19 protein-coding genes are annotated in these 18,611 nt (G+C 70.5%); 17 read left to right on the top strand and 2 right to left on the bottom strand.

Annotation, left to right across the window (positions count from 1 at the left end):
* Nucleotides 1–11: 11 nt before the first annotated feature.
* The 16 genes from AC3WQM_RS24345 (at nt 12) to AC3WQM_RS24420 (ending at nt 16,207) form a co-directional block, all read left to right on the top strand.
* Entirely contained in the window at nt 12–857 is an 846-nt protein-coding gene (locus tag AC3WQM_RS24345) for an ABC transporter permease (protein WP_492682335.1), read from the top strand.
* Complete coding sequence (locus AC3WQM_RS24350) at nt 842–1,636, top strand: ABC transporter ATP-binding protein (RefSeq protein WP_062481286.1); 795 nt, start codon at nt 842–844, stop codon at nt 1,634–1,636. Before AC3WQM_RS24345 ends, AC3WQM_RS24350 begins: the two co-directional genes overlap by 16 nt.
* A 7-nt stretch (nt 1,637–1,643) precedes the next feature.
* Entirely contained in the window at nt 1,644–2,381 is a 738-nt protein-coding gene (gene hutC, locus AC3WQM_RS24355; protein ID WP_062481289.1) for a histidine utilization transcriptional repressor HutC, read from the top strand.
* 69 nt (nt 2,382–2,450) lie between these two features.
* The gene (gene hutH, locus AC3WQM_RS24360; RefSeq protein ID WP_492682337.1) at nt 2,451–4,013 is read left to right on the top strand and encodes a histidine ammonia-lyase; all 1,563 of its coding nucleotides are present in this window, start codon (nt 2,451–2,453) and stop codon (nt 4,011–4,013) included.
* Nucleotides 4,014–4,050: 37 nt separating this feature from the next.
* On the top strand, nt 4,051–5,781 hold the full coding sequence (hutU, locus tag AC3WQM_RS24365) for a urocanate hydratase (RefSeq protein ID WP_095743140.1): 1,731 nt from the start codon (nt 4,051–4,053) through the stop codon (nt 5,779–5,781).
* 70 nt (nt 5,782–5,851) lie between these two features.
* Entirely contained in the window at nt 5,852–6,691 is an 840-nt protein-coding gene (locus AC3WQM_RS24370) for a phytanoyl-CoA dioxygenase family protein (protein WP_307589766.1), read from the top strand.
* 141 nt (nt 6,692–6,832) lie between these two features.
* On the top strand, nt 6,833–7,567 hold the full coding sequence (locus AC3WQM_RS24375) for an IclR family transcriptional regulator (protein ID WP_095951039.1): 735 nt from the start codon (nt 6,833–6,835) through the stop codon (nt 7,565–7,567).
* Between the two features lie 52 nt (nt 7,568–7,619).
* On the top strand, nt 7,620–8,372 hold the full coding sequence (locus tag AC3WQM_RS24380; protein WP_487848898.1) for a transporter substrate-binding domain-containing protein: 753 nt from the start codon (nt 7,620–7,622) through the stop codon (nt 8,370–8,372).
* A 7-nt stretch (nt 8,373–8,379) separates the two neighbouring features.
* Entirely contained in the window at nt 8,380–9,048 is a 669-nt protein-coding gene (locus AC3WQM_RS24385; RefSeq protein ID WP_062482282.1) for an amino acid ABC transporter permease, read from the top strand.
* Nucleotides 9,045–9,617: a HutD/Ves family protein gene (locus AC3WQM_RS24390; RefSeq protein WP_492682339.1), complete on the top strand. Its 573-nt coding sequence runs from the start codon at nt 9,045–9,047 to the stop codon at nt 9,615–9,617. Before AC3WQM_RS24385 ends, AC3WQM_RS24390 begins: the two co-directional genes overlap by 4 nt.
* A gap of 19 nt (nt 9,618–9,636) precedes the next feature.
* On the top strand, nt 9,637–10,893 hold the full coding sequence (gene hutI / locus AC3WQM_RS24395; RefSeq protein WP_492682341.1) for an imidazolonepropionase: 1,257 nt from the start codon (nt 9,637–9,639) through the stop codon (nt 10,891–10,893).
* Nucleotides 10,890–12,272: a formimidoylglutamate deiminase gene (locus AC3WQM_RS24400; RefSeq protein WP_492682343.1), complete on the top strand. Its 1,383-nt coding sequence runs from the start codon at nt 10,890–10,892 to the stop codon at nt 12,270–12,272. Before hutI ends, AC3WQM_RS24400 begins: the two co-directional genes overlap by 4 nt.
* A 6-nt stretch (nt 12,273–12,278) precedes the next feature.
* Nucleotides 12,279–13,100, top strand: a complete 822-nt coding sequence (hutG, locus tag AC3WQM_RS24405) for an N-formylglutamate deformylase (protein WP_062482294.1) — start codon at nt 12,279–12,281, stop codon at nt 13,098–13,100.
* The gene (locus AC3WQM_RS24410) at nt 13,097–14,254 is read left to right on the top strand and encodes a histidinol-phosphate transaminase (RefSeq protein ID WP_492682345.1); all 1,158 of its coding nucleotides are present in this window, start codon (nt 13,097–13,099) and stop codon (nt 14,252–14,254) included. Before hutG ends, AC3WQM_RS24410 begins: the two co-directional genes overlap by 4 nt.
* A gap of 66 nt (nt 14,255–14,320) precedes the next feature.
* A complete protein-coding gene (locus AC3WQM_RS24415; RefSeq protein ID WP_492682347.1) occupies nt 14,321–15,370 on the top strand; it encodes a homocysteine S-methyltransferase family protein in 1,050 nt (349 codons plus the stop codon).
* Nucleotides 15,371–15,448: 78 nt separating this feature from the next.
* A complete protein-coding gene (locus AC3WQM_RS24420) occupies nt 15,449–16,207 on the top strand; it encodes an SH3 domain-containing protein (protein WP_492682349.1) in 759 nt (252 codons plus the stop codon).
* Between the two features lie 6 nt (nt 16,208–16,213).
* On the opposite strand, the gene AC3WQM_RS24425 is transcribed toward AC3WQM_RS24420, so the two are convergent.
* Nucleotides 16,214–17,134 carry a LysR family transcriptional regulator gene (locus tag AC3WQM_RS24425; protein WP_062474000.1) on the bottom strand — a complete coding sequence of 307 codons (921 nt, stop codon included), beginning with the start codon at nt 17,132–17,134 and terminating at the stop codon, nt 16,214–16,216.
* Nucleotides 17,135–17,236: 102 nt separating this feature from the next.
* On the opposite strand from AC3WQM_RS24425, the gene AC3WQM_RS24430 reads away from it, so the two are divergent.
* Complete coding sequence (locus AC3WQM_RS24430) at nt 17,237–17,674, top strand: PACE efflux transporter (protein WP_062473998.1); 438 nt, start codon at nt 17,237–17,239, stop codon at nt 17,672–17,674.
* 21 nt (nt 17,675–17,695) lie between these two features.
* Here AC3WQM_RS24430 and AC3WQM_RS24435 read toward each other — a convergent pair whose 3' ends face one another.
* On the bottom strand, nt 17,696–18,607 hold the full coding sequence (locus AC3WQM_RS24435) for a lipase secretion chaperone (RefSeq protein WP_492682351.1): 912 nt from the start codon (nt 18,605–18,607) through the stop codon (nt 17,696–17,698).
* Nucleotides 18,608–18,611 lie beyond the last annotated feature (4 nt).

Raw genomic sequence — 18,611 nt, forward strand, 5'->3', positions numbered from 1 at the left:
CCTTGCCGCAGATGCAACCGATGACCGCCGCCCCGGCGCGCGCCGTGACGCCGCCGCCCGCGCCTCCCGTGCGGCGTCGCGTGTTCGCGCCGCTCGAACCCATCAGCGCGTCCGCGCGCACGATGCTGGGGCTGGGCTTCTTCGTGCTCTTCGTGGTGGTGTGGGGCATCGCCACGCTGGGCGGCTTCGTGTCGCCCACCTTCCTGGCGAGCCCGATCACGATGGTCAGGGAGGGCTGGCTGCTCTTCACCGAGTACGGCTTCATCGGCGACATCGGCATGACCGTGTGGCGCGTGTTCGGCGGCTTCCTGCTGGCGGCCGTCATCGCGGTGCCGCTGGGCGTGGCCATGGGCACCTGGAAGACGGTCGAGGCTTTCTTCGAGCCCTTCGTGTCGTTCTGCCGCTACCTGCCGGCCTCGGCTTTCATCCCGCTGCTCATCCTGTGGGCGGGCCTGGGCGAAATGCAGAAGCTCTTGGTGATCTTCATCGGCTCGTTCTTCCAGATCGTGCTGATGGTGGCCGTCACCGTGGGCGGCGCGCGGCGCGACCTCGTCGAGGCCGCCTACACGCTGGGCGCCAACAGCCGCGGCATCGTGGCGCGCGTGCTCATTCCGGGCGCCGCGCCGGGCATCGCCGAAACGCTGCGCCTCGTGCTGGGCTGGGCCTGGACGTATGTGATCGTGGCGGAACTGATCGGCTCCTCGTCGGGCATCGGCCACATGATCACCGACAGCCAGGCGCTGTTGAACACCGGCCAGATCATCTTCGGGATCATCGTGATCGGCGTCATCGGCCTGTTGTCCGACTTCGCTTTCAAGGCGATGAATCGCCGTCTGTTTGCATGGGCTGCACTGTGAAGAACCAACTCTCCATTCAAGGCGTCTCGCGCGTCTTCACCGGCACCAAGGGCCAGCGCACGCAAGCGCTGCAGCCGATCGACTTCGAGGTGAAGGAGAACGACTTCGTCACCATCCTCGGCCCCTCGGGCTGCGGCAAGTCGACGCTGCTGCGCATCGTGGCGGGGCTCGACTTCCCGACCACCGGCCAGGTGATGCTCGACGGCGAGCGCATCGAAGGCCCGGGCGCCGACCGCGGCGTGGTGTTCCAGAGCTACACGCTCTTCCCGTGGCTCACGGTGGCGCAGAACATCCGCTTCGGCCTGCGCGAGCGCGGCATGAGCGAAGCCGACCAGAAGGAACGCAGCGAGTTCTTCATCGCCAAGGTGGGTCTTCGCGGCTTCGAGCACCACTTCCCCAAGCAGCTCTCGGGCGGCATGCAGCAGCGCACCGCCATTGCGCGCGCGCTGGCCAACGACCCCAAGATGCTGCTGCTCGACGAGCCCTTCGGCGCGCTCGACAACCAGACCCGCGTGCTCATGCAGGAGCTGCTGCTGGGCATCTGGGAGTCGGCGCAGAAGACGGTGCTGTTCGTCACGCACGACATCGACGAGGCGATCTTCATGGCCAACCGCGTGGCGGTGTTCAGCGCGCGGCCGGGCCGCATCAAGACCGAGATCGCGGTCGACTTTCCGCACCCGCGCAGCTACACCATCAAGACCTCGCCCGAGTTCATGGACATCAAGGCGCGCCTGACCGAAGAAATCCGCGCCGAGTCGATGGCCGCCGCGGAACATTGAAAGCACGATGAAACGCGACCTGCCGTCCCTCGCGCTCTATGCGCAAGTCAAGGATCACATCTCCCGCAAGATCCAGGACGGCACGTGGCCGCCCGGCCATCGCCTGCCCTCCGAGAACGAGCTGGTCGCGCAGTTCGGCATGGCGCGCATGACCGTGAACCGCGCCCTGCGCGAGCTCATGGAGCAGGGGCGCATCGTGCGCGTGGCCGGCGTCGGCAGCTTCGTGGCCGAGAACAAGCCGCAGTCGACGTTGCTGCAGATCGCCAACATCGCCAGCGAAATCCGCCAGCGCGGCCACGACTACCGCTGCGAGATGCTCGCGGTCGAGCGCCTCGCGGCCTCGCCCGACGTGGCCGCCTGGCTCGACCTGCGCGCGGGCGACTCGGTGTTCCACAGCGCCTGCCTGCACCTGGACAACGACACGCCCGTGCAGCTCGAGGAGCGCTACGTCAACCCGCAGGTCGTGCCCGACTTTCTCGAGCAGGACTTCACGGCCGTGCCGCCCAGCGAGTACCTGGTGCGCAACGTGCCCTTCGACCAGATCGAACACGTCGTCGATGCCGTGCTGCCCAGCGCCGAACAGGCCGAGCGGCTCGCGATGGCGCCCACCGACCCCTGCCTGCTGCTGACGCGCCGCACCTGGATCCGCAACACGCCCGTGACCTGGGTGCGCTGCCTGCACCCGGCCTCGCGCTACAGCCTCGGCAGCCGCTTCAAGTCCGACGGCAACCCCACCTTCGGCTAGACAGACCGTTTTTTTCGACCCTCAGAGGCCCACGTTTTCTCTCGCAACCACTTGTATAGACAGGTTCACATGCCAAGCAATCACACCGCCACTTCCCACGCCACATTGACCCTCACGCCCGGCAAGGTCGACCTTGCGATGCTGCGACGCATCCAGGCCGGCGGCGTGCACCTTGCGCTCGACCCGTCGGTGCAGGACGGCATGGCCAAGGCCGAGGCCGCGGTGCGCCACATCGTCGAGAACGACGAGGTGGTCTACGGCATCAACACCGGTTTCGGCAAGCTCGCCAGCACGCGCATCGGCAACGACCACCTGGCCGAGCTGCAGCGCAACCTCGTGCTCTCGCACAGCGTGGGCACGGGCGAGCCGCTGGCCGCGCCGGTGGTGCGCATGATCCTCGCGACCAAGGCCGTGAGCCTGGCGCGGGGCCACTCGGGCGTGCGGCCCGCGCTGGTCGATGCGCTGCTGGCGCTGTTCAACGCCGGCGTCACGCCCAGCATCCCGTGCAAGGGCTCGGTCGGCGCCTCGGGCGACCTCGCGCCGCTGGCCCACATGGCCTGCGTGCTCATCGGCGAAGGCGAAGCCACGCTGGCCGACGGCCAGAAGGTGAGCGGCGCCGAAGCCATGCGCAGCATCGGCCTCGAACCCTTCGTGCTCGGCCCCAAGGAAGGCCTGGCGCTGCTCAACGGCACGCAGGTGTCGACCGCACTGGCGCTGGCCGGCCTGTTCGGCGCCGAAGACGTGTTTGCTGCCGCGCTGATGTCGGGCGCGCTGTCGCTCGAAGCCATCCAGGGTTCGATCAAGCCCTTCGACGCGCGCATCCACGCCGCGCGCGGCCAGCCCGGCCAGATCGCCGTGGCCGGCGCGGTGCGCACGCTGCTCGACGGCAGCGAGATCGTCCCGTCGCACGCCGACTGCGGCCGCGTGCAGGACCCGTACTCGGTGCGCTGCATCCCGCAGGTGATGGGCGCCTGCCTCGACAACCTGGCCCACGCCTCGCGCGTGCTGGTCATCGAAGCCAACGCCGCATCGGACAACCCGCTCGTGTTCTGCGACACCGGCGAGGTGATCTCGGGCGGCAACTTCCACGCCGAGCCCGTCGCCTTCGCGGCCGACATCATTGCGCTGGCCGTGAGCGAAGTCGGCGCCATCGCCGAGCGCCGCCTCGCGCTGCTGCTCGACAGCGGCCTGTCGGGCCTGCCGCCCTTCCTGGTGCGCGACGGCGGCCTGAACTCCGGCTTCATGATCGCGCAGGTCACGGCCGCCGCGCTCGCCTCGGAAAACAAGTCGCACGCGCACCCCGCCAGCGTCGACAGCCTGCCGACCTCGGCCAACCAGGAAGACCACGTCTCGATGGCCACCTTCGCGGCGCGCCGCCTGGGCGACATGGTCAACAACACCGCGGTCGTCGTCGGCATCGAAGCGATGGCCGCCGCCCAGGGCATCGAACTCAAGCGCAAGCTGAAGAGTTCGCCGCTGGTCGAAGCGGAATTCGCCCGCATCCGCCAGAAGGTCGCGTTCCTCGAGACCGACCGCTACCTCGCACCCGACATCGAAGCCATGCGCCTGTGGGCGCTCGCGGCCGACCTGCCGGCCGCGCTGCTCGACATCCTGCCCAGCCACTCGAAGTGATCCGTACCGACCGCCACCCGACAAGGAGAACCACGCCATGAACGCACCCGACAAATTCGCCCTGAACACCCCCGCTGCCGGCACCGACCCGCGCCATGACCCGACCCGTGTGATCCGCGCCCCGCGCGGCACCGAGCTGAACTGCAAGAGCTGGCTCACCGAAGCGCCGTACCGCATGCTGCAGAACAACCTCGACGCCGAGGTGGCCGAGCGCCCGCAAGACCTCGTGGTGTACGGCGGCATCGGCCGCGCCGCGCGCGACTGGGCCTGCTACGACCAGATCCTCGCCTCGCTGAAGGAACTGGAAGACGACGAGACGCTGCTCATCCAGTCGGGCAAGCCCGTGGGCGTGTTCAAGACGCACGCCGACGCACCGCGCGTGCTGCTCGCCAACTCCAACCTCGTGCCGAAGTGGGCCAACTGGGAGCACTTCAACGAGCTCGATCGCCAGGGCCTCTTCATGTACGGCCAGATGACGGCGGGCAGCTGGATCTACATCGGCAGCCAGGGCATCGTGCAAGGCACCTTCGAGACCTTCGTCGAAGCCGGCCGCCAGCACTACAACAACAGCCTCGCGGGCAAGTGGATCCTCACGGCCGGCCTGGGCGGCATGGGCGGCGCGCAGCCGCTCGCGGCCACGCTGGCCGGCGCGGTGTCGCTGAACATCGAGTGCCAGCAGTCGAGCATCGACTTCCGCCTGCGCACGCGCTACGTCGACAAGCAGGCACGCGACATCGACCACGCCTTCGAGCTCATCAAGCAGCACTGCGACGCAAAGGAAGCCGTGTCGATCGCGCTGCTGGGCAACGCGGCCGACATCCTGCCCGAGCTGGTCAAGCGCGCGAAGGCCGGCGGCCTCAAGCCCGACCTCGTGACCGACCAGACCTCCGCGCACGACCTGATCAACGGCTACCTGCCCTCGGGCTGGAGCGTGCCGCAATGGCAGGCCGCCATGAAGGACGCGTCGCAACACGACGCGCTGAAGAAGGCCGCCGCGAAGTCGTGCGCCGTGCACGTGCAGGCCATGCTCGACTTCCAGGCCATGGGCATCCCCACGGTCGACTACGGCAACAACATCCGCCAGGTTGCGTTCGACGAAGGCGTGAAGAACGCCTTCGACTTCCCGGGCTTCGTGCCGGCCTACATCCGTCCGCTGTTCTGCGAAGGCAAGGGCCCGTTCCGCTGGGTGGCGCTCTCGGGCGATCCGGAAGACATCTACAAGACCGACGCCAAGATCAAGGAGCTGTTCCCCGACAACACCCACACCCACCGCTGGCTCGACATGGCGCGCGAGCGCATCGCCTTCCAGGGCCTGCCCGCGCGCATCTGCTGGCTCGGCCTGGGCGAGCGCCACATCGCCGGCCTGGCCTTCAACGAGATGGTGAAGAACGGCGAGCTCAAGGGCCCGATCGTCATCGGCCGCGACCACCTGGACACCGGCTCGGTCGCCAGCCCGAACCGCGAGACCGAAGCCATGAAGGACGGCACCGATGCCGTCTCCGACTGGCCGCTGCTCAACGCATTGCTCAACACGGCCGGCGGCGCGACCTGGGTCAGCCTGCACCACGGCGGTGGCGTGGGCATGGGCTACTCGCAGCACTCGGGTGTGGTGATCGTGTGCGACGGCACCGACGCCGCCGCCAAGCGCATCGGGCGCGTGCTCTTCAACGACCCGGCCACCGGCGTCATGCGCCATGCCGACGCGGGCTACGACATCGCCGTGGCCACGGCGAAGAAGCAGGGCCTGAAGTTGCCGATGATCAAGTAAGGCCGGCAGGCGCCGCAGGTGAAGTAAAAAAGCGGGTCACCGACACCCCGACAAAGAAGGAGACCCGACGATGACCCTCGATGCTTCCGACCTGCAGCGCCGCGTGCGCGAACGCGTGGACGACGCGCTGGTGGCGCAGTTCCAGCGCGACGGCGCGGTCTGCATCCGCCAACTGCTCACGGCCGACGAGCTCGCGCTGCTGCGTGACGGCATCGAGGCGAACCTGGCGGCGCCCAGCCCGCGCGCCAAGGTCGCGAGCCGGCCCGACGACCCGGGCCGCTTCTTCGAGGACTTCTGCAACTGGCAGGAGATCGACGCCTTCGGCCGCTTCATCCGCCAGGCGCCGCTGGCGCCCCTCGCGCAGCGGCTCATGGGCTCGGACACCGTGCGCCTGTACCACGACCACCTGCTCGTGAAGGAACCCGGCACGCGCCAGCGCACGCCGTGGCACCAGGACCAGCCCTACTACAACATCGAGGGCATGCAGAACGTCAGCATGTGGATTCCGGTCGACCCGGTGTCGCGTGCCGCCACGCTCGAGTTCGTGGCCGGCTCCCACAAGGGGCCGTGGCTCATGCCGCGCACTTTCATGGACAACCACGCCAAGTGGTTCCCCGAAGGCAGCCTCGACGACCTGCCCGACATCGAGGGCGCGCGCGAGCGCTTTCCCATCGTCGGCTGGGACATCGAGCCCGGCGACTTCGTCTGCTTCCACATGCTCACGCTGCATGCGGCGGCCGGCGTCGAGGGGCCGAACCGGCGCCGCGTGTTCTCGGTGCGCTTCCTGGGCGACGACATCCGCCACGCCCCGCGCAGCTGGAAGACCTCGCCCGATTTCCCGGGCCTGGCCGAGCGCCTGCCGGCCGGCGCGCCGATGGACGATCCGCTCTTTCCGCTGCTGGTGCGCTGAGTCCGACCCGCTTGGTAAGACGAAGGTAGAAAGAAAAAACGCGCTCATTCCCATCGCGTGGGAATTCGGGCTTGGTCGTGAGAACGGCGAGCAAGATACTGCACGCCGCATCCACTTTCGACCGCCCAGCGATTGCCCCCGATGACGACCCCCCTTGACGCTCCCGCCCACAACGACCGCGCGCTGTTCGTGCTGTCGGTGCTGGCGCAAAGCAAGGCGGCGATGACGGCGGCCGAGCTGGTGCAGGCCACCGGCCTGTCGCAGAGCACGCTGTACCGCCAGGTCGCCACCTTGCGCCGCTGGGGCTTCGTGATGGAGTCCGAGGGCCGCTACTCGCCGGGACCCGTCAGCGTGCAGCTGGCCAGCGGCTTCGACGGCAACTCCGACCTCGTGATGGCCGCGCGCGCCGACATGCGCGTGCTGGCGCAGCAAAGCCACGAGAGCGTGGCGCTCGTCACCCTGGTGAACGAGCGCGTCGTGTGCCTGGAGATGATCGACAGCGAGCAGTCGCTGCGCTGCTCCTTCGACCGCGGGCGCAGCGTGCCCGCGCGCGACGGCGCCAGCGCCAAGTGCCTGCTGGCCCACGCACCCGACGACGCGCGCGACCTGCTGCTCGACGGGCTCGACGAAGGCCCCGAACGCCGTGCCGAGCGCGCCGCCGAACTCGACGCCATCCGCGCCGCCGGCCATGCCGTGACCCACGGCGAGGTCGATGCCGGCGTGTGGGGCGCGAGCGCGCCGGTGCTGGCCGCGGGCCGGCGCCTGCGCGGGGCGATCACGCTGATGGCGCCACTCACGCGCGTCGAAGGCATGGAAGCTGCATTGGTCCACATGACCGTCGTCACGGCGGCCCGCATCTCGCGCGCACTGCAGTAGTCGCCGCTTTTCTATTTCTTTCTCCCTCCCTCACCTCCACGAAAGCCCTCCCATGAACACCCGTCGCACCCTCGTCGCCGCCGCCCTGTCGGGCCTCGCCTTCTTCGGTTTCGCTGGCGCCGCGCAAGCCCAGGGCGAGCCGCTGCGCGTGGCCACCGACGCCACCTTCCCGCCGATGGAGTTCGTGGAAAACGGCAAGCGCACCGGCTTCGACGTGGAACTGGTCGAGGCCATCGGCAAGACGCTGGGCCGCAAGATCGAGTGGATCGACATCGACTTCAAGGGCCTCGTGCCGGGCCTCATTTCGAAGCGCTTCGACATGGCCGTGTCGGGCATCTACATCACCGACGAGCGCAAGAAGGTCGTCGACTTCACCGTGCCGTACTACGCCGGCGGCCTCGTGGTCATGGTGAAGGACAACAACACGACCATCAAGAAGCCGGCCGACATCAACGGCAAGAAGGTCAGCGTGCAGGTGGGCACCAAGTCGGTGGCCTACACCAAGGAGAAATTCCCGCAGGTGCAGCTGATGGAGGTCGAGAAGAACCAGGAGATGTTCAACCTCGTGGACATCGGCCGCGCCGACGCCGCCGTCACCGGCAAGCCCGCCGCCTTCCAGTACGTGCGCACGCGCGGCGGCCTGAAGGTGCTCGACGAGCAGATCACCACCGAGGAATACGGCATGGCCATCCGCAAGGACACGCCCGAGCTCACCAAGGCCGTGAACGGCGCGATCGAGAAGCTCAAGGCCGACGGCACCTACGCCGCCATCGTGAAGAAGTGGTTCAGCGCCACCGCCAAGTAAGCGCGCCATGGACTTCGATTTCTCGCCCGTCTGGCAGGGCTGGCCCGACCTGCTGCGCGGCGCGCTGGTCACGGTGGAGATCACCGCCTGCGCGCTGGCCCTGGGTTGCGTGCTGGGCCTCTTGGTCGGCATCGGCCGGCTGAACCCGAAGCGGCGCTGGATCTACGGCGTGTGCACCGCCTACGTGGCGGCGATTCGCGGCACGCCGCTGCTGGTGCAGCTGTTCATCCTGTTCTTCGGCCTGCCGCACTTCGGCATCCTGCTGCCCGCCTTCGTGTGCGGCGTGCTGGGGCTCGGCGTGTACTCGGGCGCCTACGTGTCGGAGATCGTGCGCGGTGCGATCCAGTCGATCGACAAGGGCCAGACCATGGCCGCGCAGTCGCTGGGCATGACGCCCGGCGTGGCCATGCGCCAGATCGTGTTGCCGCAGGCCGTGGTGCGCATGATTCCGCCGCTGGGCAACGAGTTCATCGCGCTGATCAAGAACTCGGCGCTGGTGTCGCTCCTGACCATCCATGACGTGATGCACGAAGGCCAGAAGATCATCAGCGTGTCGTACCGCTCGCTCGAGGTGTACCTGGCCATCGCGCTCGTGTACTTCATGCTCACGGGCACCATGACCCTGATCCTGCGGCATTTCGAACAGAAGCTGCGCCAGGGCGGGTTGATGCGATGAGCGTGCAGCGTTTTTCGCGCGCGACCCTGCGCGCCACACCCTGGAAGAACGGCGGCGGCACCACGCAGGAAATCGCCAACTGGCCGCCAGGCGCGGGGCTCGACAGCTTCGGCTGGCGCGTGAGCATCGCCACCATCGCGTCGCCGGGCCCGTTCTCGGTGTTCCCGGGCATCGACCGCCAGATCATGCTGCTCGAAGGCGACGGCGTGCGCCTCTTCACGCACGACGGCCGCCTGTCGCACCGGCTCGACGTGCCGCACCAGCCCTTCGCCTTTTCGGGCGACGACCCGATCGACTGCACGCTGCTCGGCGGCGCCTCGAACGACTTCAACGTGATGGCGCGCGGCGGCCAGTGGCGCGCCGAGGTGCAGGTGCTGGAACGCGCCGCCGACATCGCGCCCGCGCCGCACGGCGTGCTGCTGGCCTTGCGCGGCGAGTGGCGCTTGAATGACGGCGAAGCCCTGGGTGACGGCGACGGCCTGTGCTGGACCGACGCCGCGCAGGCATGGCAGGCCGCACCGGCGAGCGACGGCGCGCGGCTGGTGGCCGTGCGCTTCGTGCCGGCCTGAGTAGCCACAGAAAAAGGAGATGACGATGACACCCCCCAGCGAATTCCCCTCGGCCGACGGCCTGTGGACCGGCCTGCGCCTGGCGCCCGGTGCGGCGCCCGGCCTGACCTTGGCGCCCGACGCCGAAGCCGCCCTCGTGGTCGCACAGGGCACGGTCCGCTGGGTCGGCGCGCGCGCCGACCTGCCGGCCGAGTTCGCGGGGCTCGCGCCGCACGACGGCGGCGGCGCGCTCGTCACGCCCGGTCTCGTCGACTGCCACACGCACCTGGTCTATGGCGGCCAGCGCGCCAACGAGTTCGCGATGCGGCTCGCGGGCGCCACCTACGAAGAGGTGGCCAAGGCCGGCGGCGGCATCGTCTCGTCGGTGCGCGCCACGCGCGAGGCCGACGAGGACACGCTCTTCGCCCAGGCCGCCGCGCGCCTCGAGCGGCTGCTGGCCGACGGCGTGTGCGCCATCGAGATCAAGTCGGGCTACGGCCTGGCGCTCGAGCACGAGCGCAAGCAGCTGCGCGTGGCGCGGCGCCTGGGCCAGGCCTACGGCGTCACCGTGCGCACCACCTTCCTCGGCGCGCACGCGCTGCCGCCCGAATACGCCGGCCGCAGCGGCGACTACATCGACCTCGTCTGCCACGAGATGCTGCCCGCGCTCGCGGCCGAAGGGCTGGTCGATGCGGTCGACGTGTTCTGCGAGCGCATCGCCTTCTCGCTCGCGGAAACCGAGCAGGTCTTCCAAGCCGCCAAGGCATTGGGCCTGCCCGTGAAGCTGCATGCCGAGCAGCTCTCGGACATGGGCGGCGCGGCGCTGGCCGCGCGCTACGGCGCGCTGTCGTGCGACCACATCGAGCACCTGTCGGCCGACGGCATCGCGGCCATGCGCCAGTCGGGCACCGTGGCCGTGCTGCTGCCGGGCGCCTACTACACGCTGCGCGACACGCACCTGCCGCCCATCGACGCGCTGCGCGCCGCGGGCGTGCCGATGGCCGTCTCGACCGACCACAACCCCGGCACCTCGCCGACGCTGAGCCTGCTGCTGATGGTCAACATGGCCTGCACGCTGTTCCGCCTCACCGTGCCCGAGGCGCTGGCCGGCGTCACCGTGCACGCCGCGCGCGCGCTCGGCCTGCAGGACACGCACGGCGCCATCGCGCCCGGCATGCCCGCCAACTTCGTGCTCTGGAACCTGCACGACGCCGCCGAGCTGGCCTACTGGTTCGGCCAGCAGCCGGTGCGCGCCGTGGTGCGCCAGGGACGCATCGCCATCGGAGCCACCGAATGACACACACGCTTTTCGCAGCCGATGCGCTGCTGCCCGCAGGCTGGACGAAGAACGTCCTGCTGTCGTGGAACGACGCCGGCCAGCTCACGCAGGTGCAGGCCAGCGCGCAACCGCCCGCGGGCGCGCAGGTGGCGACCGGCCCGGTGATCCCCGGCATGCCCAACCTGCATTCGCACGCCTTCCAGCGCGCCTTCGCCGGACTCACCGAGCACCGCGCCGAACAGCAGGACAGCTTCTGGAGCTGGCGCACGCTGATGTACCGCTTTGCCGCGCGCCTCGGCCCGCAGCACATGGAGGCCATCGCCACCTGGCTCTACGCCGAGATGCTCGAGGCGGGCTACACCAGCGTGTGCGAGTTCCAGTACGTGCACCACGACACCGACGGGCGCCCCTACGCCGACGACGCGGCGCTGAGCCGTGCGCTGCTGCGCGCCGCGCAGAACACCGGCATCGGCTTCACGCTGCTGCCCGTGCTCTACCAGACCAGCGGCTTCGGCGACCAGCCGCCCACCGAGGGGCAGCGTCGCTTCATCCGCTCGACCGAATCGATGCTGAGCCTGCTCGACACGCTCAAGCCCGACTGCGACGCGCAGGGCGCGCGCCTGGGCCTGGCGCCGCATTCGCTGCGCGCCGTGCCGCCCGAGGCGCTGCGCGAGGCGCTCGCCGGCCTGGACGCCATCGACCGCACCGCGCCGGTCCACATCCACATCGCCGAGCAGACGAAGGAAGTGGACGACTGCGTGGAGTGGAGCGGCCTGCGCCCGGTCGAATGGCTGCTCGACCACGCGGCCGTCGATGCGCGCTGGTGCCTCGTGCACGCCACGCACATGAACGACGCCGAATACGAATACGCCGCCCAGAGCGGCGCGGTCGCGGGCCTGTGCCCGACCACCGAGGCCAACCTGGGCGACGGCATCTTCGACTTCGCGCGCTGGCGCAGCCACGGCGGCGCCTGGGGCGTGGGCTCCGACAGCCATGCCAGCGTCAACGCGGCCGAAGAGCTGCTGATGCTCGAATACAGCCAGCGCCTGGGCCGGCGCCAGCGCAACGTCGGCGCCAGCGCGGCGCAGCCGCACGTGGCCACCGCGCTCACGCTCGAAGCCGTGCAGGGCGGGGCGCAGGCGGCGGGCCGTGCGGTCGGCGGGCTGGCCGCGGGGCAGCAGGCCGACTTCGTCGTGCTCGATGCCCATCACCTCGCGCTGCAGGGCCTGTCGGCGCCTGACATGCTCTCGGCCCATGTGTTCGCGAGCCACCGCACCTCGGCCGTCGACGCGGTCTGGGTGGCGGGCCGCCCGCGCGTCACGGCCGGGCGCCACGCGCTGCATGGCGATGCCGCAGCCGCCTTCGTTGCCGCGCGCACCCAACTCCTCAAGGACTGAATTCCCATGGCCTTCACCACCACCGAACCGGCGTTCCGCTTTCGCCAGGGCACGCGCCCGCTGCTGATCTCGATGCCGCATGTCGGCACGCACGTGCCGCCCGCGCTGGCCGCGCGCTTCACCGACGAGGCGCGCCACGTGCCCGACACCGACTGGCACCTCGAACAGCTCTACGACTTTGCCGACGCACTCGGCGCCTCGGTGCTGGTGGCCACGCACTCGCGCTATGTGGTCGACCTGAACCGTCCGCCGGACGGCGCGAGCCTCTATCCGGGCCAGAGCGTCACCGGCCTGTGCCCGGTCGACACCTTCGACGACACGCCGGTCTATGCGAAGCCCGAAGACCACCCGTCCGACGAAGAAGTTGCCGAACGGCGCGAGGCCGTCTGGCGCCCGTACCACCAGCAGCTGCAGGCCGAGCTCGATCGCCTCACGGCCGCGCACGGCACCGTCGCGCTGTGGGACGCGCACTCGATCCGCTCCGTGCTGCCGCGCTTCTTCGAAGGCAAGCTGCCCGACCTGAACCTGGGCACCGCCGACGGCAAGAGCTGCGACCCCGCACTGGCCGCCACGCTGCGCGGCATCGCCGAATCGGCGCCGGGCTACACCGGCGTGCTCAACGGCCGCTTCAAGGGCGGCCACATCACGCGCCAGTACGGCAACCCGGCCGGCGGCGTGCACGCGGTGCAGCTGGAGATGACCCAGTCGAGCTACATGCAGGAAGCGCTGCCCTTCGACTACCTGCCCGACGTGGCTGCGGGCGTGAAGCCGCACGTGCGCCGCATGCTGGAAGCGGTGCTGGCCTTCGTCGAAGGCGGTGCCCGGTGAGCGCCGCCATCCACGCGTTCGCGCGCCCCGAGGTGCCGCCGCTGCCGCCCTACAACGCGGGGCTGTCCTCGGACGCCGTGCGCGCGCGCTACGGCGTCAGCGAGATCGCGCGGCTGGCGAGCAACGAGAACCCGTACGGCCCCAGCCCCGCGGTGGCGCGGGCGCTGGTCGACCTGGCGGCGCGCGCGGGCACCTACCCCGACGCCAACTCCACGGCGCTGCGTGCCGCCATCGCGCAGCGCACCGGTGCGCTGCCCGGCGAGGTGGTGATCGGCAACGGCTCCGAGGACATCCTGCAGATGCTGTGCCAGGCGCTGCTGTCGCCGGGCGACCGCGTGCTCACGCAGCGCCCGGCCTTCGGCCTGCACGAGATCTACCCGCGCATGATGGGCGCGCAGGTCGAGCTGCTGACGCTCACGCCGGAACTCGGCTTCGACGTCGACGCCTGGTGCGCGGCGCTCGCGCGCGGGCCCAAGGTGGTGATGCTGGCCAACCCCTCGAACCCGGTCGGCTGCATGTTCGATGCCGGCGACTTCGCGCGCCTGCTCGCGGCGGTGCCCGCGGGCACGCTGCTGGTGGTGGACGAGGCCTACTACGAATATGCACGGCTGGCGCCCGGTTACCCCGACGTGCTCGCCCTGCTGCGCGCCTGGCAGGCGGCCGGCGAAGGCCGCGCCCCGTGGATCGTGCTGCGCACCTTCTCCAAGGCCTGGGGCCTGGCCGGCCTGCGCGTGGGCTACGGCATGGCGTCCGACGCGGCGCTGGTGCAGCTGCTCGACCGCGTGCGCACGCCCTTCAACGTGAACCTTGCGGCGCAGGCCGCGGCGCTGGCGGCCTGGGGCGACGAGGCCTTCATGGCGCAGGCGGTGGCGCGCACCGTGCAACAGCGCGAGGCGCTGGCGGCGCAGCTTCGCGCCCTGGCCGGGTCGGTCTGGCCGGGCCTGCGCATCGCGCCGTCGGCGGCCAACTTCCTGTTCGTCGACCTCGGGCGGCCCAACGCGCCGGTCAACGAGGCGCTGCTGGCGCGCGGGATCATCGTCAAGCCCTGGAAAGAGCCGGGCTTCGAGACCTTCATCCGCGTGTCGGTGGGCACCGACGCGGACAACGCGCGCTTCGTGCAGGCGCTGGCGGAGATCGCGGGCGGGCAAGGCTGACGCCGGGGCGGGTCGCCAAGACCCGCCTGAGGACCGGGCCAGACCGGGGTTTTTACAATCGCGGACATGACCAAGCCCCTCATCTATACCCGCGGCCAGGCGCTGCCGGGCATCCTGGCCAACCGCATTGCCATCCTCGACGGCGCGATGGGCACGATGATCCAGCGCTTCAAGCTCACCGAGGAGCAATACCGCGGCGAGCGCTTCAAGGACTTCGAGCGCGACGTGAAGGGCAACAACGAGCTGCTGTCGCTCACGCGCCCCGACGTCATCACCGACATCCACGAGGCCTACCTCGCGGCCGGCGCCGACCTCATCGAGACCAACACCTTCGGCGCCACCACCATCGCGCAGGAGGACTACAAGATGGCCCACCTGGCGCGCGAGATGAACCTCGAATCGGCCAAGCTGGCGCGCGCGGCCTGCGACAAGTACAGCACGCCCGACAAGCCGCGCTTCGTGGCCGGCGCCCTCGGCCCGACGCCCAAGACGGCCAGCATCAGCCCCGACGTGAACGACCCGGGCGCACGCAATGTCGATTTCGAATCGCTGCGCGCGGCGTACTACGAGCAGACCGAAGCGCTGGTCGAGGGCGGCGCCGACGTGATCCTGGTCGAGACCATCTTCGACACGCTCAACGCCAAGGCCGCGCTGTTCGCGGTGGACGAGTACTTCGACAACAGCGGCCAGCGCCTGCCGCTGATCATCAGCGGCACGGTGACCGATGCCTCGGGCCGCATCCTCAGCGGCCAGACCGTCACCGCCTTCTGGCACAGCGTGCGCCATGCACAGCCGCTGGCCATCGGCCTGAACTGCGCGCTGGGCGCAACGCTGATGCGCCCCTACATCCAGGAGCTGGCGCGCGTGGCGGGCGACACCTACATCAGCTGCTACCCGAACGCCGGCCTGCCCAACCCGATGAGCGACACCGGCTTCGACGAGACGCCCGACGTCACCTCGCGCCTGCTGCACGAGTTCGCGGCCGAGGGGCTGGTGAACATCGTGGGCGGCTGCTGCGGCACCACGCCGGACCACATCGCGGCGATCGGCGCGGCGGTGGCGCCTGCGAAGGGGCGTGCACTCAACAGCAACGGCTTCTACAAAGAAGCCGCCTGACGCCGGGCGCCACGCGCGCCTTCGGCTGATTGACGGCTCCCCGCCCCACGCCTACGCTGGGGCGCACAGGAGCCCCCCATGAACGCCACATCCTTCTTGCGCCGCGCTGCCTTGGGCGCGTTCGTCTTGCTGCTGCCGTTCGCGGCGGCGGCGCAGCAGGCTTTCACGCGCGGCGCGGTCAATATGCGCGCCGGGCCCTCGGGCGACTACCCGCTGGTGGCACGGCTCGGGCCGGGGCAGCCGGTCGACGTGGTCGGCTGCACCAGCGGCTATGGCTGGTGCGACGTGGTGCTGCCCGACGGCGGGCGCGGCTGGGTCTGGGCCAGGAACCTCGACTACGCCTACCAGCAGCAGCGCGTGCCGCTGGCCACCTACGGCGCGGTCATCGGCGTGCCGATCGTGAGCTTCGTGATCGGCAGCTACTGGGCCGACTACTACCGCGACCGCCCCTGGTACGGCGACCGGCGCTGGTGGGGCCAGCGGCCCCCGCCGCCGATCGCAGGCTGGCGCCCGCCGCCGCCCGTGCACCCGGGCTGGCAGCCGAGGCCCTGGCCGCCGGGGCCTGGCGTGCGTCCGCCCCACGGACCTGGGGTCCGTCCTCCGCACGGGCCTGGCATCCGGCCGCCCGTCGACCCGGGGTTCCGTCCGCCGCGCCCGCAGCCGGGCTTCCGGCCCGGGCCGCCGCCGGGCGTGTCGCATCCGCACCCGGGCGGAGGCCGGCCCGGTGGGGGCGGCGGGGGTGGAGGAGGGCGTCCGCACGGCGGGGGCGGTGGGCACGGCGGTGGAGGCGGGCACGGCGGTGGAGGCGGGCACGGCCACGGCCACGGAAAGAATTGACCCAGCTCACACGGCCGGCGTCCCGATGCCGGCCGCCGCCTGACGGTCGCGCGCGATCAGCGCCACGAAGCGCTGCGCGCCCAGGCCCAGCGGCCGTTCGCGCGACCACACCACGTCCACCCACAGGTCCAGCCCGTTGCTGAGGTTCTCGAACGGGATCTCGACCAGCGCGCCCGCCGCCACGTGCGGGCGCGCGAAGTTGCGCGGCAGCCAGCCCCAGCCCAGCCCGGCGGTGATCAGGCTCAGCGCGGCCAGCGCGTTGTCGGTGCGCCAGACATGCCGCGCGAACACGAAGCGCGGGTCGCTGGTGGCGAGGTCGCGCCCCGCCACCACGATCTGGCGCGTGTTGGTCAGGTGCTCCTCGCGCAGGCGCCCGCCGGCCGCCGCGCGCAGCACGGGGTGCTCGGGCGCCATCACGGCCACCATGGTGTCGCTGCCCACCTCCTGGAAGCCCTCGCGGCCGTCGAGGCTGGGGCGCTCGAACACCAGCGCCAGCTGCGCCCGGCCGCTGTGCAGCAGCGCCAGCGCATCGGCCTGCGGCGCGGCCAGCACCTCGACCTGCAGCAGCGGGTAGTCGTCGGCCAGCGCGGCCAGCGGCCCGCTCCAGGGCGCGGCCAGCAGCTCGGGCGCGATGGCCAGCGTGAGCCGGTCTTCCAGCCCCTGCGTGAGCGCCAGCGCCTGCACCTGCAACTGCCGCAGCTGGGCCGCGAGCAGCCGCGCCTGCGGCTCGAGCGAGCGCGCGGCCGACGTGGGCTGGGGCTCGCGGCCGCTGCGGTCGAACAGTGGCAGCGCCAGCTCGGCCTCGAGGTTCGCAATGGCCATGCTCACGGCCGACGGCACCTTGCGCAGCGCCCGCGCGGCGGCCGAGAACGAGCCGTGGTCGATCACGGCCAGGAAGACCTCGACGTTGTCGCTGGAGAAAGCCATGGCGTCCCGATCTATCAATAAAACTGAAACAAGTTAACTTTTTATATCAACTAAAAGCAAATAAAGTCCCTCCATCGCAGTCAAACACACAGAGAAACAGTCATGCAGGGCCTTCAGCGTCGGATCGTTTACATCTCCCTCTACGAGGGCATCGCCATCGTGGCGGCCAGCGCCGGCCTGGCCCTGATGTCGGACGCGGGGCTCGGCCACTCGGGCCTGCTGGCCGTGGGCGCCTCGGTGATCGCGGTGATCTGGAACCTGACGTTCAACGCCCTGTTCGAGCGCTGGGAGTCGCGCCAGGCGGTGCGCGGGCGCAGCCTGAAGCGCCGCATCGCCCACGCCATCGGCTTCGAGGGCGGCCTGATCGCCTTCCTGGTGCCGATGCTGGCCTGGGGCCTGGGCGTGTCGCTCTGGCAGGCGCTGGTGATGGACCTGGGCCTGGTGGTGTTCTTCCTGGTCTACACCTTCGTCTTCAACTGGGCCTTCGACCGCGTGTTCGGCCTGCCGGCCTCGGCCATGGGTGAAGCGCAGCCTGCGTAAGCCTGCGCTTACTTAACGGATTTATCGCGCCGGCTTGAGCGCAGCGGACGAGCGCATCGCCAGGGCACCGCTCAGGCGCAGGCGCTCGTTCTCGTTGAAGAGCGTCTCGCGCAGCTGGGCCCGCTCGGCCTCGGGCGCGCTGGCGTAGCGGTCGAGCCGCGCATTCCATTCCTGGGTTTCCTGGTCGAGCGTGGCCAGGCCGCGCGCCACCTCGTAGCCGTAGGTCTCGCTGCGCGCGGCAAAGCGCTCCTGGGGGCTGGCGCCGCGCGCCTGCAGCGCCTCGGTCTGGCGCATCACGTCCAGATGGGCCACCGCCTCCTTGCGCACCTCGCGCTGCGCGGGCGACAGCCAGGCCTGCTCGCTCTGCGCCAGCGCCGCGGCACGCTGTTCGGGCGTGAGGTCGGGGTTGGACAGCAACTCCATCTTCTCGGCCATGAACCGGTCCTGCCGGATCTGGTCGCCGAACAGGCCTTCGATTTCCTCGGGCGCGAAGAACTGCCGGCGCACCGCCTCGCGCGCCTCCAGGCTGCGACGCAAAAAGGCCGGGTCGCCGGGCACGGGCGGCTGCAGGGTGCGCAGGGCCTCCTGCATGTCGACGTAGCGCTCCAGCAGGCCCAGTGCGCGCACGCGCCAGTCTTCGCGCAGGCGCTGGGCGAGCAGGGCGGGCGCGCGGGCCATCAGCGTGGCCTTGCTGTCGGCCTGCGCTTCGGCGAGCACCTGGTCGAAGAGGGTGATGAGGTCGCTGGTGAGCAGGGCGTCGGGGGCCGCCGCAGCTTGCGGCACCGGCGGGGGCGCGCCGGGCACCGCGACCGCCGCCGTGGGGCGGGGCGCGGCGGCCTGAGGCGCATCGACCGCCCCGGGGCCGAGCGCCAGCCAGCCGGTCCCCGCGGCCACCAGCGCGACGGCGCCGATGGTCAAGGCCACACCGCGCATGCGC

It is taken from the genome of Variovorax sp. FW301-JW7 (genome assembly GCF_058788795.1).

Excerpts from the sequence above, each read along its gene's own strand:
- AC3WQM_RS24345 (WP_492682335.1), top strand. The coding sequence starts at position 12 with ATGCAACCGATGACCGCCGCCCCGGCGCGCGCCGTGACGCCGCCGCCC.
- AC3WQM_RS24350 (WP_062481286.1), top strand. The coding sequence starts at position 842 with ATGGGCTGCACTGTGAAGAACCAACTCTCCATTCAAGGCGTCTCGCGC.
- hutC (WP_062481289.1), top strand. The coding sequence starts at position 1,644 with ATGAAACGCGACCTGCCGTCCCTCGCGCTCTATGCGCAAGTCAAGGAT.
- hutH (WP_492682337.1), top strand. The coding sequence starts at position 2,451 with ATGCCAAGCAATCACACCGCCACTTCCCACGCCACATTGACCCTCACG.
- hutU (WP_095743140.1), top strand. The coding sequence starts at position 4,051 with ATGAACGCACCCGACAAATTCGCCCTGAACACCCCCGCTGCCGGCACC.
- AC3WQM_RS24370 (WP_307589766.1), top strand. The coding sequence starts at position 5,852 with ATGACCCTCGATGCTTCCGACCTGCAGCGCCGCGTGCGCGAACGCGTG.
- AC3WQM_RS24375 (WP_095951039.1), top strand. The coding sequence starts at position 6,833 with ATGACGACCCCCCTTGACGCTCCCGCCCACAACGACCGCGCGCTGTTC.
- AC3WQM_RS24380 (WP_487848898.1), top strand. The coding sequence starts at position 7,620 with ATGAACACCCGTCGCACCCTCGTCGCCGCCGCCCTGTCGGGCCTCGCC.
- AC3WQM_RS24385 (WP_062482282.1), top strand. The coding sequence starts at position 8,380 with ATGGACTTCGATTTCTCGCCCGTCTGGCAGGGCTGGCCCGACCTGCTG.
- AC3WQM_RS24390 (WP_492682339.1), top strand. The coding sequence starts at position 9,045 with ATGAGCGTGCAGCGTTTTTCGCGCGCGACCCTGCGCGCCACACCCTGG.
- hutI (WP_492682341.1), top strand. The coding sequence starts at position 9,637 with ATGACGATGACACCCCCCAGCGAATTCCCCTCGGCCGACGGCCTGTGG.
- AC3WQM_RS24400 (WP_492682343.1), top strand. The coding sequence starts at position 10,890 with ATGACACACACGCTTTTCGCAGCCGATGCGCTGCTGCCCGCAGGCTGG.
- hutG (WP_062482294.1), top strand. The coding sequence starts at position 12,279 with ATGGCCTTCACCACCACCGAACCGGCGTTCCGCTTTCGCCAGGGCACG.
- AC3WQM_RS24415 (WP_492682347.1), top strand. The coding sequence starts at position 14,321 with ATGACCAAGCCCCTCATCTATACCCGCGGCCAGGCGCTGCCGGGCATC.
- AC3WQM_RS24420 (WP_492682349.1), top strand. The coding sequence starts at position 15,449 with ATGAACGCCACATCCTTCTTGCGCCGCGCTGCCTTGGGCGCGTTCGTC.
- AC3WQM_RS24425 (WP_062474000.1), bottom strand. The coding sequence starts at position 17,134 with ATGGCTTTCTCCAGCGACAACGTCGAGGTCTTCCTGGCCGTGATCGAC.
- AC3WQM_RS24430 (WP_062473998.1), top strand. The coding sequence starts at position 17,237 with ATGCAGGGCCTTCAGCGTCGGATCGTTTACATCTCCCTCTACGAGGGC.
- AC3WQM_RS24435 (WP_492682351.1), bottom strand. The coding sequence starts at position 18,607 with ATGCGCGGTGTGGCCTTGACCATCGGCGCCGTCGCGCTGGTGGCCGCG.